The sequence below is a fragment of the Deinococcus metallilatus genome (genome assembly GCF_004758605.1).
GTDB lineage: Bacteria > Deinococcota > Deinococci > Deinococcales > Deinococcaceae > Deinococcus > Deinococcus metallilatus.
The window spans coordinates 238,788-252,066 of record NZ_CP038511.1 but is presented as its reverse complement, the minus strand read 5'-3'; the positions used below and the strand labels follow the sequence as shown (position 1 = coordinate 252,066).

Annotated in this window: 11 protein-coding genes; 5 read left to right on the top strand and 6 right to left on the bottom strand. The window is 71.4% G+C overall.

From position 1 onward, the window contains the following. Window positions 1-564: 564 nt before the first annotated feature. From E5F05_RS05065 to E5F05_RS05055, 3 genes are read left to right on the top strand one after another with little or no spacing between them, the layout of a single operon-like run. Window positions 565-1,041 carry a hypothetical protein gene (locus E5F05_RS05065; protein ID WP_103128014.1) on the top strand — a complete coding sequence of 159 codons (477 nt, stop codon included), beginning with the start codon at window positions 565-567 and terminating at the stop codon, window positions 1,039-1,041. After that, window positions 1,038-1,670 (top strand): hypothetical protein, encoded by a 633-nt coding sequence (locus E5F05_RS05060; RefSeq protein ID WP_103128013.1) that lies wholly within the window; start codon window positions 1,038-1,040, stop codon window positions 1,668-1,670. Before E5F05_RS05065 ends, E5F05_RS05060 begins: the two co-directional genes overlap by 4 nt. Beyond that, window positions 1,667-2,050 carry a hypothetical protein gene (locus E5F05_RS05055; RefSeq protein WP_103128012.1) on the top strand — a complete coding sequence of 128 codons (384 nt, stop codon included), beginning with the start codon at window positions 1,667-1,669 and terminating at the stop codon, window positions 2,048-2,050. Before E5F05_RS05060 ends, E5F05_RS05055 begins: the two co-directional genes overlap by 4 nt. A gap of 15 nt (window positions 2,051-2,065) precedes the next feature. Here E5F05_RS05055 and E5F05_RS05050 read toward each other — a convergent pair whose 3' ends face one another. From E5F05_RS05050 to E5F05_RS05035, 4 genes are read right to left on the bottom strand one after another with little or no spacing between them, the layout of a single operon-like run. Next, window positions 2,066-3,148: a sensor histidine kinase gene (locus E5F05_RS05050; protein ID WP_103128011.1), complete on the bottom strand. Its 1,083-nt coding sequence runs from the start codon at window positions 3,146-3,148 to the stop codon at window positions 2,066-2,068. Between the two features lies 1 nt (window position 3,149). Beyond that, window positions 3,150-3,815 (bottom strand): response regulator transcription factor, encoded by a 666-nt coding sequence (locus tag E5F05_RS05045; RefSeq protein WP_103128010.1) that lies wholly within the window; start codon window positions 3,813-3,815, stop codon window positions 3,150-3,152. A gap of 25 nt (window positions 3,816-3,840) precedes the next feature. Then, window positions 3,841-4,374 (bottom strand): thioredoxin-like domain-containing protein, encoded by a 534-nt coding sequence (locus tag E5F05_RS05040; RefSeq protein ID WP_103128009.1) that lies wholly within the window; start codon window positions 4,372-4,374, stop codon window positions 3,841-3,843. Further along, complete coding sequence (locus E5F05_RS05035) at window positions 4,371-5,327, bottom strand: prolipoprotein diacylglyceryl transferase (protein WP_164973353.1); 957 nt, start codon at window positions 5,325-5,327, stop codon at window positions 4,371-4,373. The genes E5F05_RS05040 and E5F05_RS05035 overlap by 4 nt, the downstream gene beginning before the upstream one ends. Window positions 5,328-5,559: 232 nt before the next feature. Between E5F05_RS05035 and E5F05_RS05030 the strand changes: the two genes are divergently transcribed. Together E5F05_RS05030 and E5F05_RS05025 are read left to right on the top strand one after the other, a co-directional pair. Beyond that, complete coding sequence (locus E5F05_RS05030) at window positions 5,560-6,162, top strand: DUF305 domain-containing protein (RefSeq protein WP_103128007.1); 603 nt, start codon at window positions 5,560-5,562, stop codon at window positions 6,160-6,162. A 120-nt stretch (window positions 6,163-6,282) separates the two neighbouring features. Then, window positions 6,283-7,050, top strand: a complete 768-nt coding sequence (locus tag E5F05_RS05025; protein ID WP_103128006.1) for a LysM peptidoglycan-binding domain-containing M23 family metallopeptidase — start codon at window positions 6,283-6,285, stop codon at window positions 7,048-7,050. Between the two features lie 133 nt (window positions 7,051-7,183). Here E5F05_RS05025 and E5F05_RS05020 read toward each other — a convergent pair whose 3' ends face one another. Both E5F05_RS05020 and E5F05_RS05015 read right to left on the bottom strand, forming a co-directional pair. Then, entirely contained in the window at window positions 7,184-10,849 is a 3,666-nt protein-coding gene (locus E5F05_RS05020) for a hypothetical protein (protein ID WP_103128005.1), read from the bottom strand. A gap of 450 nt (window positions 10,850-11,299) precedes the next feature. Continuing rightward, window positions 11,300-12,925, bottom strand: coding sequence for an N-acetylmuramoyl-L-alanine amidase (locus E5F05_RS05015; RefSeq protein WP_241687051.1), 1,626 nt, complete (start codon window positions 12,923-12,925; stop codon window positions 11,300-11,302). Window positions 12,926-13,279: the final 354 nt, after the last annotated feature.

Sequence of the window (13,279 nt, the reverse complement as noted above, 5' to 3'; positions counted from 1 at the left end):
CATGCACCTGGCAGCCGCCCGGCGGCGGGGCAGCGTTGCCGGGCGGCCCCGCCGAGCAGAGGACCAGGGCCGAGAGGCGCGCGCGCAACTCGCGGAAATCGAAGGGCAGGCTCAGGTGGTCGTCCCCGCCGATGTCCGATGCCGTCAGCCGGGAATTCACATCGGTCCGTGTGGTCGGGACGAGGATCGGGGTGGCGTCCCCCTCCTCCCGCAGTGGCCGGACGACCCCGAAGCCCGCGTCCTGTTCTCCCCCCCGGCATCACGTTCAGGATGAGGGCGTCGAACTCGCCCGCGGCAGCCGAGGTGTGGCCCTCACCCGCCGACGTGACCTCCTGCACGCCGTGCCCGGGTTCCTGCAAGCCCGCCGCCACCGGTGCCCGCAGCCGCTGGTCGTCTTCGGGGAGCAGCAGGCGCATGGCGGCAGTGTAGGGGGCGAGTGTAAGGAAACGGCAAAAGCGCGGGGGAGCAGCCGTCCTCGACACCCCGGCGGTGATGCCTCCCACGCGGCCCCCGGGGGCCGCTACAGTCACGCAAGATGACCCTTTGTCCAGAATGGAGCGCCCCATGACCCTCCCGGATTCGCTGCGGGCCCAGACCGTGCTGGCCGACCTGCAGACCATCGTCGCGCTGGCGGAGAATGACACCGGGCTGCGGGTGGTCAGCGTCACGGTGGACCTGTTGGCGGTGACGTCACGCTCCGGGGGTGCGGGCGTGCCGGAGCCGGTCACGAAACTGGTGCCCAAGGACTTTCTCACCGGGGACATGACCCGCGCCGACACGCAGCGCCTGACCTTCGTCCTCAAACGCCGGGGGGCCGCGCCTCACTTCGACGCGCTGCCCGCCCATCTCAAAGAGGCCACCCGCATCGTCCGGACGGGCCTGCAAGCCCTGGCCGGGCTGGAGGCGTCCTTCGAGGCCAGCGCGAAGATCGAATTCAGGTTCGAGCTGACGAGCGAGGGCAAGTTCAACTTCATCCTCAAGGTGGGGGCCAAGAGCGTCGACACCCATACCGTGACGCTGGAGGTCACGCCCACGGCATGACGTCCGCACCCATCGTGACCCTCTTCCCACTGCTCGTGCCTCCCCGGCACCCGCGTCTGGAGGCGCTGGGGGAGGCGCACCGGGTGCTCGCGCGCGTGCCCGACCCCGTGCCCGCGGTGCCCGCCATCGGGGTGCGCACCGAGCCGCTGAGCGACGAGAACGGCGTGTTCGAGGCCGGGGCCGCGCACCTCGGCGCCCGGGTGGCGGACGCCAAACTCTTTCCCGGGCTGACCCTGCTGCACGAGGTGGGCCACGCCCTCGACTACTGCGTCCTCGGGGCCGAGCAGGGCTGGGCGAGCGAGGGCGCGAACCGGACCCCGGCCCAGGCCGGGGCGTGGACCGCCTTCGACACCGCCGTCCAGCAGTCCACCACGTGGCAGCTCCTGCAGGCCGCACGTCGCGAGGACCTCGACACCGAACTCCTGGCGGCGTACCTGCTCAAACCCAAGGAGATCTTCGCCCGCGCCTTCGCCCAGTACGCCGTGAGCGGCGCGCCGGAGTCCCCGCTGAACATGGACATCACCCGGCTGGCCGGGCGGCGGCCCCCACAGCAATGGCCTGAGGACGACTTTGCTATGCTGAACCACGCTCTCCAGAGGGTGCTGCGGGCGTATGGAGGTGTCACGTGACCGAAACCTTGACCCTTGACCAGGCCTTCCACACGCTGGAGGAGAAGCTGGAGACCTCCGGCGTTCAGGAGACCACCGCCCGCCGGTACGCCCAGGAGTTCGTGGAGGAGTTGCAGGCGGGGCGGTCCCTGAGCTTCGCGGACGTCGGTGAGCTGCGGTGGCAGGGCGACCACGTCGTCCTCGTGAAGGACTTAGAAAGCCACCAGGCGGTCGCCGAACGGCAGCCTTTCCGAGACGTGAGCGCCAGCGAGTCCTCGGTGCCCTCCCAGGCACTCACGGTTCGGCGGGAGGCCAGCGTGCGCCGCCTGATGGAGGGCGGATACTCACGGGACGAGGCGCTGACGGCGCTGAGGACGGCCGAGAAGTACCTCGACCGCTGAGGGTGGGGGCCACGGTCAGGCCCGACGCACCGCCCAGGTGAAGGTGCTGCCCTGTCCGGGCGCCGAGCGCACGCTCAGGTCCCCCCCCATCGCCCGGGCGAGTCCACGGGCGATGGTCAGGCCTACCCCGCTTCCCTCTCCCGGGGTCCGGGCCGGGTCCGCCCGGAAGAAGCGCTCGAACACCCGGTCGAGGTGCTCGGGCGCGATGCCGCTGCCCGTGTCCGTGACCGAGACATAGACGTGGGCTCCCTCCGTCTGGGCGGACACCCGGACCGTTCCGCCCGGCGGGGTGTGCCGCAGGGCGTTGCGCAGCAGGTTGGCGAGGATCTGCTGCGCCCGCTCGGGGTCTGCCCGGATCGTCAGGGGACCCGGGGGCAGGTCCACCTGAAACGCGATCCCGCGGTCCTCGAAGGCCAGCGCGAAGCGGTCCTGGGCCTGTGACAAGAGTTCGGCCAGGGGGATGTCCCCCACCTTCAGCTCCACCCGACCGGCCTCCACCCGGCTCACGAGGCTGAGGTCCTGCACCAGCCGCTCCATGCCCGCCACCTCCCGCGCGATGGCCTCCAGGGCCTGTCCGGCGGGCAGGACGCCGTCCTGGGCCGCCTCGGCGTAGCCGCGCACGGCGCTGACCGGGGTGCGCAGCTCGTGGGCGACGTTGCCGATCAGCTCGACCCGCGTCTGCTCGACCCGTTCCAGGGTCCCCGCCATGCGGTTGAAGCTGCGCGCGAGGTCGGCGAGTTCGTCCTGCCCGGCCTCCGGCAGCCGCCGCGCGTACTCCCCGCTGGCGATGGCGCCGCTGCCCGACTGCAGGGCGCGCACCGACGCGGTGACCCGCCGGGCGGAGGCCCAGGCGATCCCGGTGGCGACCAGCAGGGCCAGCGGCAGGGCCGCGAGCAGGGCGCGCGTCAGGGTGCCGCGCATCCCCCCGGTGAGGTCCCCGCGCAGCCGCCCCCCCTCCGGGCCGATCAGCCGGATCATCTCGTCCACGTGGTGCCCGATAAAGGGCTGGGCGGCCACCTCGGCCGCCAGGAGCAGCACGGCGGCCGTCACCGCGACACACATCAGGTGGTTGAGCAGCAGGCGGGGAAACAGGCGCATGTCAGTCCTCCCGGAACCGGTAGCCCAGCCCGCGCACCGTCTCGATGAAGGTGGGCGCGTCCGCGTCGTCCCCCAGCTTGCGGCGCACGGCGGTGATGTGCACGTCCACCACCCGGGTCACGCCCGGGAAGTCCGGACCCCACACCCGCTCCATCAGCCGCTCGCGCGACCAGACCAGGCCGGGGTGCTGCGCCAGGGTGGCGAGCAGGTCGAACTCGGTGCGCGAGAGGGCCAGCGGCTGGCCGTGCAGCGTGGCGGCGCGGCTCCTGAGGTTCATCGTCAGCGGACCAGCCTGGATGTGGTCCTGCACCCCGACGCGGCGCAGCAGGGCGCGGACGCGCGCCACCACCTCGCGGGGGCTGAAGGGCTTGACGACGTAGTCGTCCGCCCCGGCGTTCAGGCCCCTGAGGCGGTCCTCCTCCTCGCCCCGGGCGGTCAGGAGCAGGACCGGCAACTGGGGATGCTCCCGCCGGGCGTGGGCGGTGAGTTCCACGCCGGTCATGCCGGGCAGCATCCAGTCCAGGATGGCGACGTCGGCGCGGGCGAGCCGGGGCAGCGCCGCCAGCCCGTCGTCCTCGGTCTCCACGCTGTGGCCCTCCGCCACCAGGTAGGCCGTGAGCACCTCCAGGATCGCCGGATCGTCGTCCACGATCAGCACCGTGGCCATAGGTTCCCCTGGTTCCCGGGCGCCTTCACCGGGTGCCCGAGTAGCCGCCGGTGCAGGCGGCCCCGCGCTCGGGTGTGGTCGGACCCTGCTCGTAGCGGTCGAGGAAGGCCCGGATGCGGGCGTCGCCGACCCCGTCCACCGGGAGCTGCGCGCCCCACGCGGTCAAGACCACCGGCGCGGTCTGCTGCCCGTTCGGGGAGACGAGGACGTGCGTGCGGCCCTGGGCCAGACCCGCCAGGGTTCGGACGTCCTCCGGGGAAAGGGTCGGCCCGTACGTGATCCACACCGCGCCGTGTTCCAGGCTGTGCACGACGTACTCGTTGTACAGCGCCGACGTGTACACGCCGCAGTTCTGCCAGGACGGGTTGTGGGGCCCCCCGGCGGGCGGCGTCTGCGCGTACACCAGCCGGCCCTCGCGGTGATCCCCCGCCTGGAAGGTGAACTTCTGCACCCCGGCGAGGTCCCGTGAGGAGCAGGCCGCGAGCAGGGCGGGCAGGACCAGCCCCAGGACCCGGCGCGAACGATCACGGGCGGGCGGGGAAGAGGTGGTCCGGTTCATGGGCGCTCCACTGGGGTGGGCTCGGCTGCGGGGGAAGAGGGGCCGACCAAGCGGCCAGCCGGTCGCGTGTCCGGTCGGTTGCGAAGCCGCAGCAGCATCACGATGCTGACCAGGATGAGCGGAATGCTGATCAGGTGGGTGTCGGTCCACAGGCCGATGCCGGGTGCGTTGGGCCCCTGGTTGAGGTACGACTTGAGGGTCAGCGGATTGAGGCGGAAGGTCTCCTCCAGCCCGGCGCGCAGGATCGAGTACCACAGCCAGAACTGCCAGAAGGCCCACCCCGCCTTGCGTGAGCGCAGCCAGAAGTAGGCGGCGACTGAGAGGATGATCCCGATGAAGACCCCGTAGAGCTGGGTGAAGTGGACGGGGGCCGTCATCACCAGTTGCCCGCCGATCTCCTGGCAGTAGCGCGAGAGGTCCAAGTCGGGGTTGGGGTTGCGCACGCACATGCCGTCGTGAAAGGCGCGCGCCCCGTTGGGCCAGCGGTAGCCGATGGGCCAGCCCGTGACCCGTCCCACCGTGTCGGTGCCGTTCATGATGTTGCCAATGCGCCCGCCGATGATGCCGAAGGCCACACCGGGTACGAACAGGTCCGCGTACTCGTAGAAGTTGAGCTTGTAGCGCCGGGTGTAGTAGATCAGCACCAGAATCCCGCCGATCAGCCCGCCGTGGATGGAGATGCCTCCGGCCCTCAGGTTGACGATGTCCAGCAGTACGCGCGGGAAGGGGATGCCCGCGAACTGGTCCCAGGAGGTTGCCACGAACACGATCCGGGCGCCTACCAGCCCCCAGATGATCATCCACAGGATCATGTCGTTGAAGAGGTTCACGTTCAGGCCACGGTCTCGGGCCATGCGGGTGCCCACCCACACGCCCGCCACGATGCCGAGCGTGATCAGCACGCCGTACCAGGCAATCTTGAAACTGCCGATTTGAAGGAATACCGGGTCCACGCCACCTCCACGGCCGGGACAACCCACCCCAGCCTGTTCTGAAGCTACGCAGAACCTGTAAAGCTCGTGTAAAGCTGGGGGCAGGAGGCGCACCCTGGCCGCCGGGTGCTGGCCGGACCCCTCCTGAACGGGGAGGCGGCCACGCCCGAACAGGGGTTCAGCCCCACCTTCAGGTTTCACTCACCTGGACGCGTTTTACACGAACTTTACACACCCACTCTAGCCTGTGGCCATGAAGCGCAACCCTCTTCTGATCGCCGGCACGGCCGCCCTGCTCACTGGACTCGCCCTCGCCCAGGGCAGCATGGGCGGGATGGACCACAGCCAGATGTCCGGCAACACCATGTCCGGGATGACCATGCAGATGGACATGAGCGGCCTGGAGAAGCTCCAGGGCAAGGCGTTTGACCGCGCGTTCCTCAGCATGATGATTCCGCACCATCAGATGGCCGTGGACATGTCGCGGGCGGTGCTGCCGCTGAGCAAGGACACGACGGTGAAGACCTGGGCGAACACCATCATCAAGGACCAGAACCGTGAGATCGCCCAGATGAACACGTGGCTCAAGACTTACGGGGGCAGCGACGCCCGCATGGCCAACATGATGAAGAGCAGCATGAGCGGCATGGCCGACGCGGTGAAAAAGGCCAGGAATCCCGACGTGGCGTTCGTGCAGGGCATGCTGCCCCACCACTCCTCGGCCATCGACATGGCGCAGATGGCGCTGGAGAAGAGCAGCGACGCCCGGGTCCTCAAGCTGGCCCGCGACATCGTCACCGCGCAGGCCGGGGAGATGTACAGCTTCCGCCAGTGGCTGATCAAGCGCGGCGCTTAACGTCCCTCACCCCAGACCTGGCCCCGAGCGGGGCCAGGTTCTTTTCCGCCAACCGGTCGGCGCGCCCCCGGCCCGTCTTTACGCCATCTTTACAATTATGGGGCAAGCTGCCGGGCGTTCATGACTGCCAAGTTTCTTCTGACCCTCACCCTGACGTGGCTCGGCCTCGCCGCGGCCGCCACGGTCACCGTGCAACCCGGCGACACCCTCACCCGGCTGGCGGTGCGGCACGGCACCACCGTCCAGGCGCTGGTCCAGGCCAACCCCGGGCTGCGGCAGGGGACCCTGCGGGCCGGGGCGCGCCTGACCCTGCCCGCCGTTTCCCCGGCCCGCGGGTGGACGGTGCGGCGCGGGGACACGCTCTCCCTGATCGCGAAGCGCCAGGGCACGACCCTGGCGGCGCTGCTCGCGGCCAACCCCGGCCTCGATCCCCAGCGGCCGCTGCGCGTGGGTCAGCGCCTCCTCCTGCCGGCCAAGCCGGCCGTCACGCGCGCGCCCGGCACCCCCACGGTGCGCGCGGCGTCCATCCGGGTGACGGCCGTCATGCCCGTGCAGGGCCGCCTGACCACCCCCTTTCTGGAGCGTCACCCCAGCGTGGACCTGGCGGCCCCGACCGGCACGCCCATCCGGGCCGCGCGGCCGGGCGTGGTGACCGAGTCGCGCTTCGACGCCCAGAGCGGCTGGGGCTGGACGCTGCTCGTCGACCACGGGGACGGCATGACGACCCGCTACAGCCACAACAGCGCCAACCTCGCCCGGGTGGGGACGCGGGTGGACGCCGGTCAGGTGATCGCGCGGGTGGGGAGCACCGGGAACAGCACCGGCCCGCACCTGGACTACCGCGTGACGGTTCAGGGAACGCCGGTGAATCCGCTGAGTCTGTACTGAGCCGGGCCCAGTTCGACCCCGCCGTCCGGAGCGGCCCGGCGACCGAGCCGCCCGCCCAATGTGCAGGCCAGCAGCGCGAAGGGTGGAAGGGCCAGACGTTCCAAGTTCCCTCTCCCTGGGCCGCTTGGCCGGATCAGGGCGTGCCCCCGGTTCCGGGCAACGCTGCCCCCCTCACCACACCATGTTCCATTCGCCGGACGAACTGCTCGAACGACAGCACGGGCAGAGCCGCGCTCGAAAGGGAGTAGGCGACGGAATCGTGGTTGAAGACGATGAAGCCCTCGACCTCCCAGTCCCCCGGCGGGAGGCCGAAGTGTTCCAGGATGGCCGGTAGATGCTGCCGCACGTGGTGGACGCGCCGCTCGTGGCGCTCCACGATGGAGCGTTCCGTCGCGGTTCCGCGCTCCAGCCGCTCGAAGAGGGCGTGGGTCTCGGCGGCGGTGCGCGCCACCGCGAAGTTCTTGCACTCCACGCAGTACACCCTGCGCCGCACGTCGTCCACGACGAAGACGTCGATGTCGCCGAGGTCGAGGCCGTGCTCGTCCCGCAGGCGCACCCTTCCGAACACCTTCGCCTGCTCCTGGACATGCCAGAAGCCCAGGGCCCTCAGGAAGGCGGCCACCTGCTGGTTGAAGGCCCGCCCCCGGCTGCGGTTGACCTCCCCGAGGAGTTGCCGCAACTCCACACTGTCCGCTTTGAAGCGCCCGCTGTGCAGCAGGTCCAGCAGGTAGTGTGAGGCGGACGCGGCGGCCCGGGGTCCCCACACCACCTGGGGGGTGGCCTCGCCCTCCAGCAGGAGGACCGGGCGGCGCAGGGAGGACAGCCGGCGGTTGAAGCGCCACGGCTGGACGTCCTCGGGACGCCAGGGCCTGGGCGGACGCAGGAAGTGGGGGCGCGGCGTCAGGCTCAGCGTGTCCAGCAACGCGCGCACCTTGCCCTCGTCCCAGCCCAGGGCCCGGGCGAGGGTGCGGAGAAAGTCGGGGAGGGGCATCTGCCGCGGGAGCACCCCGCTCCCGGGAAGAGCGCTGACGGTGTCGAGGAATGCCAGCGTGTCCCCCAGCGTCCAGCCGGTCTCGCGCTCAAAAGCCGCGTCCAACAGAGCGCGGTCCGGCAGCTCGTCCCCTGGGGCGAGGTCACCGAGGTACGAGCGGGCCAGGCTCAGGGACTCGCGCGTGACGTCGTCGAACATGTTGGCCTCGAAGGCCGTCCTCGCAGGTTCGTACGCGCCCCGGTCGGAGGCGAGGCGACCGGACGGCAGGATCTCGGCGGTGACGTGCGCCAGCCGGTGGAAGGCGAGGTCGCTGTTCGTGCCGAAGGCGTGGATGAGGGCGGCGAGCGCGATCAGGCGGTCATACAGTTCCAGGGTCGGCGCGTCTTCCCCCTGCGGTGGCTGCGCCGCCAGGTACTCGATCACGAACCGCGACGCGATGGCCGTGCGGTTGTTGCGGCCGTACTCCTCACGCAGGCGTTGCTGCGTGATGGGGTGACCAGCGTAGCAGCGGCGGGTGAAGTCGAACGTGAACTGGCGGCTGGCCGTCTGCTGAACCGTCGCCTCGTGCTGCCGCACGAAGTACGGCAGGGCTCGGCCGGCGTCGAGCGTCCCCGCGAGGCGAACGAACTCCCCGTACAACTTCCCCACGGCGGCGTTGAGGAGCGCGGGGGCATCGGCTCCCTCCCGGAGGGTGCCCACCGGAAAGTCTGCCCCCAGGGCGTTGGCAAGGAAGTCGAGCGAGCGGCTCTCCTGGTGTTCCTGCAAGACCCGCGCGCGCGGCAGCTCGTCGCCCCCGAGCAGGACCGGCACGTCGCGCAGCACGCTGATCTTCTTCTTCGCCGGGTCGCCCATCACGCGGGCGATGGCGGCCTCCAGGTCGGGTGAGGCGCTGAGGAGCCCGTGGGCCACCATGACCTCCCCGAGGGCGCCCAGCACCCTGCGCATCAGGGTGCGCTCTGGAAGGTTGTCCGGTGTGGTGAAGTTGGCCGTGAACGTCTCGTCCACCTGCAACAGCACCGAGCGGCCACGAGGGTCGGGCAGGACGCGCAGGCCAGCCAGCGGCGCCTCCGGGTCGGGGGGGAGTGTGGAGACCGGCAGGATCACGACCCGCAACAGGTGCGGTCCAGCCTCCGCCAGATCCTCTTCGAGGTGGGGGGCGAGCTGCCACAGCCAGAACGCGAGCGTCTCGGCGATCAGCGGCAGGTTCACGTCCAGGGCCTCCTCGTGCTGGGCCACCACCCAGATCCGCAGCGCGTCTCCCTCGGCCAGCAGGTTGATCAGGCCGCCGCGCAACATCTCCAGCGACTGGAAGAGGGCGACGCCCGGATCACGGTGGTAGTTCGTGACCCGGGTCCAGACCGGACCGTACGGCACGCCGTGGGCGGCGAGCTCGGCGCGCCGCTCACGGCGGACGTTGCCCGCGCCGCCCGGCATCAGGAACAACCCGGTGGGCGGCGCGTGATCGGACAGGTAGAAGCTGTGCCCGTGGCGCCGGTACGCGTCGAACAGGTCGAGCGTGCCGACCAGGCCCAGTCGGTGGCGGCGATACAGGTCACCCACCGCCTGCGCGAAATACAGCAGGCCGAGCGGGTCACGCTCGAAGTCGTACGACATCATCTCCAGGTCCGAGGCTCCCACGCTCAGGGCATAGGCGGTCTCGGCGCCGAGCGCGGGCAGCAGCGCCACGTTCCCGATGCCCTCGAAGACGACCAGCGAGAAGACCTGTGAACGCGACCCTTCGGGGAAGGCGCTGAGCAACGCCTGCAACGCCGCGTAACTTCCGTCGAGCTGCGGTTGCAGCGCACTCAGGTCGGAGGGCTCGAACAGCTCGTGCGGGCGATAGTTGCGGAAGGGATCACCGACGAGCGCGAGATGCAGCACCTTGTCGCCGTCAATCTCGAAGGCCCGGGTGCGGACGAGCGGAGTATGGACGCCCGCGAACGCCACCAGCGGCTGAACGATGCCCATGCGCCGCAACGAGACCTGCACGCCCCGCCAGGCGAGGTCGTAATACACGGCCTCAAGGGCCGCCGTGAAGGTGTTGGGGGTCAGCAGGAGGTGACGCGCCGCGCGCAACACCTGCCCGACCGGAAAGAAGACGTACGCGTCCCCACTGGCGACCAGGGGCTGGTGGGCGAGGAGACCCCCGTCCAGCCCGGGTTCCCCGACCGGGCCGCTGCCCTGGGCCACGATGAACGGCGCGAGGTCACCCACGTCGAGGCCGCGGTCGGTGAGCACCCCGGTGAGGTCGAGCTCCGTATAGGTCACGGCGTCCTTGAGGCGCTGAAAGCCCTCGTCGTCGGGCAGATACACCCCGTGTTCATGGGCGCCCGCCGTCAGGTGCTCGGCGCCGCGGCGGTACACCTCGTCACTCAGGGTGAGGAGGGCCAGGCAGGAACGGACCGCGCGGTGAAGTTCCGGCGTTCCGCCTCCCCGCCGGAGCAGTTCCAAGGCGCCCGTGAGCAGCAACTCCAGGCTGTGCACGGCCTCCTCCTCGATGCCGGGAAACACCACGAAGTCCCCGGCCGGCACGACGAGGTGCTCGGTGGGGGCGTTATCGGAGGGGTCTTCCATGAGGGAGAACCCCGAAACGGCGCCCGCCGTCTGGATCAGCCCGAGGAACTCCTCCCGGGAAGGGACGCGCCCATCCTCCGATGACGGCAAGGACAGGGCGGCTTGCGTGAAGGCGCTCAGGCGCAGGAGCCGGCCAGCGTTCCGGGGGTGGAGCTGCGCGGCGGCGCCTCCCCGCAACAACTCCAGCGGCGAGAACCGCGCCAGCTCTGTTTTGTAGGTGTTCCAGTTCGTCATGGTGTTGGGTTCAGCAGAGGAGAACAGAAGGCCTCCCCCTGAAAGGTGAGCGTGCCGGGCCGGACGCCGATAAGCGTTCCGGTTAATCCGTTACCGAACCGGGAGAGCACCGGTTCGTCCACTCCACCACCGGAACGCTTTCTTTCCTTCTCCCTTCGGTCGGGCAAATCTGTTGCGCCGCAACAGATTTGCCGGAATTGAGACATGCGGCCCCTCCCTGAAGTGGCGACGCGGGGGCCGGAAGGCCAGCCTCCCGGCGGAGGGCCGCCTCACGGGCTCCCGGCCACCCCTCCGACCGTCCGCGCCTCTCCTCGCGTCCCACACGGCGCGGAGGGGACGGCTGCCGGGAACCGGGGGACTGGATGACGAGCAGCGGGCGCCCGGGGCACGTGCCGGGCCCCACCAACACCTCGTCACGCCACAGCGCCCAGCCCGGGGGGTGCCCGCCCCTCACTTCCCGGCGCCGCCCACCGCTCCGCCCGCGGTGATTCCGGTCACGAGGGCCTCCCGGATGCCCCGCGCGATGCCCACCGCCATGCGGTCGAGGTAGTGGCCGTCCCGGAGGTTCAGGCCGTCGACCGGGTGACTCGTGTACCCGATCTCGATCAGCGCCGCAGGAATGCGGCTCCCCCGCAGCACCGCCAGCGAACGGTCATTCTTCAGGCCCCGCGAGAACGCGCCGGTCACCCCGGTGACGTTCTGCTGGATCAGGGCCGCGAGGCGCCCCGACAGCGGGTGGTTGCGGTTCCACCAGGTCTCCACCCCGTAGCCCCGCAGCGCGCTCGCCGTGGGCAGGGCGTTCACGTGGATGCTTAGGAAGAGCTGGGTGCCGGGCGTGCCCAGCGCCGCGCGCCTGTTCAGGTCGGCGGCCTTGTCGGGCGCGAGTTCGCGGTCCGTCTCGCGGGTCAGCACCACCTCCACCCCGGCCGCGCGCAGCAGGTCACGCACCCGCCGGGCCACGTCCAGGGCCACCTCCTTCTCGACGACCGCGCCGACGCCCCCGGGGTCGCGGCCGCCGTGCCCGGGATCGATCACGACGCGCGGCTTGGCCAGGCTCGTGCTCAGGGCCAGGATCGCCGTCCCCGGGGACACGGGCGTGGCGGGGACGGCGGCCAGCACCCGCTCCCGGGCGGGCAGCGGCGTGAGGTCCGCCAGAGCCGGGGAGAGGTCGATGGCGAGCCGGGAGTGGTCCGAGCCGTCCAGTGGCGGCACGAGCTGGGCCCGCCAGCCGCCGCGCTCGGTCAGGGGCGCGGCGGTGGCCAGCGTCACGCTCACGCCCTCCCCGGCCGGCTCGTAGCGCCAGGCCCGCACCTCGGGCGTCACGTTCTGCGCGGAGAGGGCGGGCGCGCTCACCCCGGTCAACTCCACGCGCAGGCCCACCCTGCCGGGCACCAGGCGGTAGCGGGTGCCCGGCGGCAGGTCCAGCACCACGCGGGTGAGGCCGGGGTTTTGGCCCAGCCGGGGCGGGGCGAGCGCGGCGCCCACCCGGCGCGCTCCCCGGGCCTGACCCGTGAGGGCGCTCGGCTGGCCGCCCTCCTGCCCGGGCAGGGGGGGAGGCGGGGCGGGCGGAGTGACCTGCGAGGTGGCGGACACCACGTCGCTGGGCGGCAGGCCCGCCGGAAGGGGTATTGGGGCCGTCGCCGGGCTGGACGGACGGGAGGAGGCGGCTAACGTGACCCGGTCGTTCTGGGGAGTGCCCGGCGGGAGACCCCCAGATGGAGGGGCGGGGCGGACCCGCGCCCGGAGCCCCGCCCCCGCGCCCCCCACCAGGGTCGGCCCGAAGTCCAGGAGCAGGACACGCCCCCCACCCGCCAGCGTCGCCTCGCTGGCCCGCCACCCGTCGGAAAGCGAGAGCGGGAACGGCGTGACCAGCAGCACCTGTTGCCCGGACGCCCGGTACCCCGTGACGCCGGGGCCCAGACCCACGCGTGTCTGGGGCAGCACCCGCGCCCCGACCACGTCGACGCGCAGTCCCCCGGCGGTGGGGGTGAGGCCGTACGTCACGCCCCGGCCGAGGTCGAACACCACGCGGGTCTTGCCGCTGTCGCTGCTGGCGCGGGGCTGGCCGAACGTCACGCCGGCGCCCCTGGCCGTGCCGGGCGTCACGTCCTGCGGGGTGGGGGCCGCCCGGGCCACAGGGACGGGCGGCGAGGAACTGGACGGCGCTGCCCAGGCCCCGGGCAGCCCACAGGAGAGCAGGGAGAAGAGGGCGGCCCGGGTTGTCCAGGCGGCAGGTCTCGGCGTGACATCCTTGGGGCGCACAGTTCACCTCTGGCAGCTTCGGTGTTCGGCGAATTCAGGCGGGCTGACGGGGCACCGGGGCCGGGGCGCGGAGCAGGTCGGGCAGCGCGCGGGCCCCCGTCCCGGGACCCTGCTCCAGCACCCAGCCCGGCCAGAGGCCGCGGGACGGCCGCCCTGACTCCGGGGGAA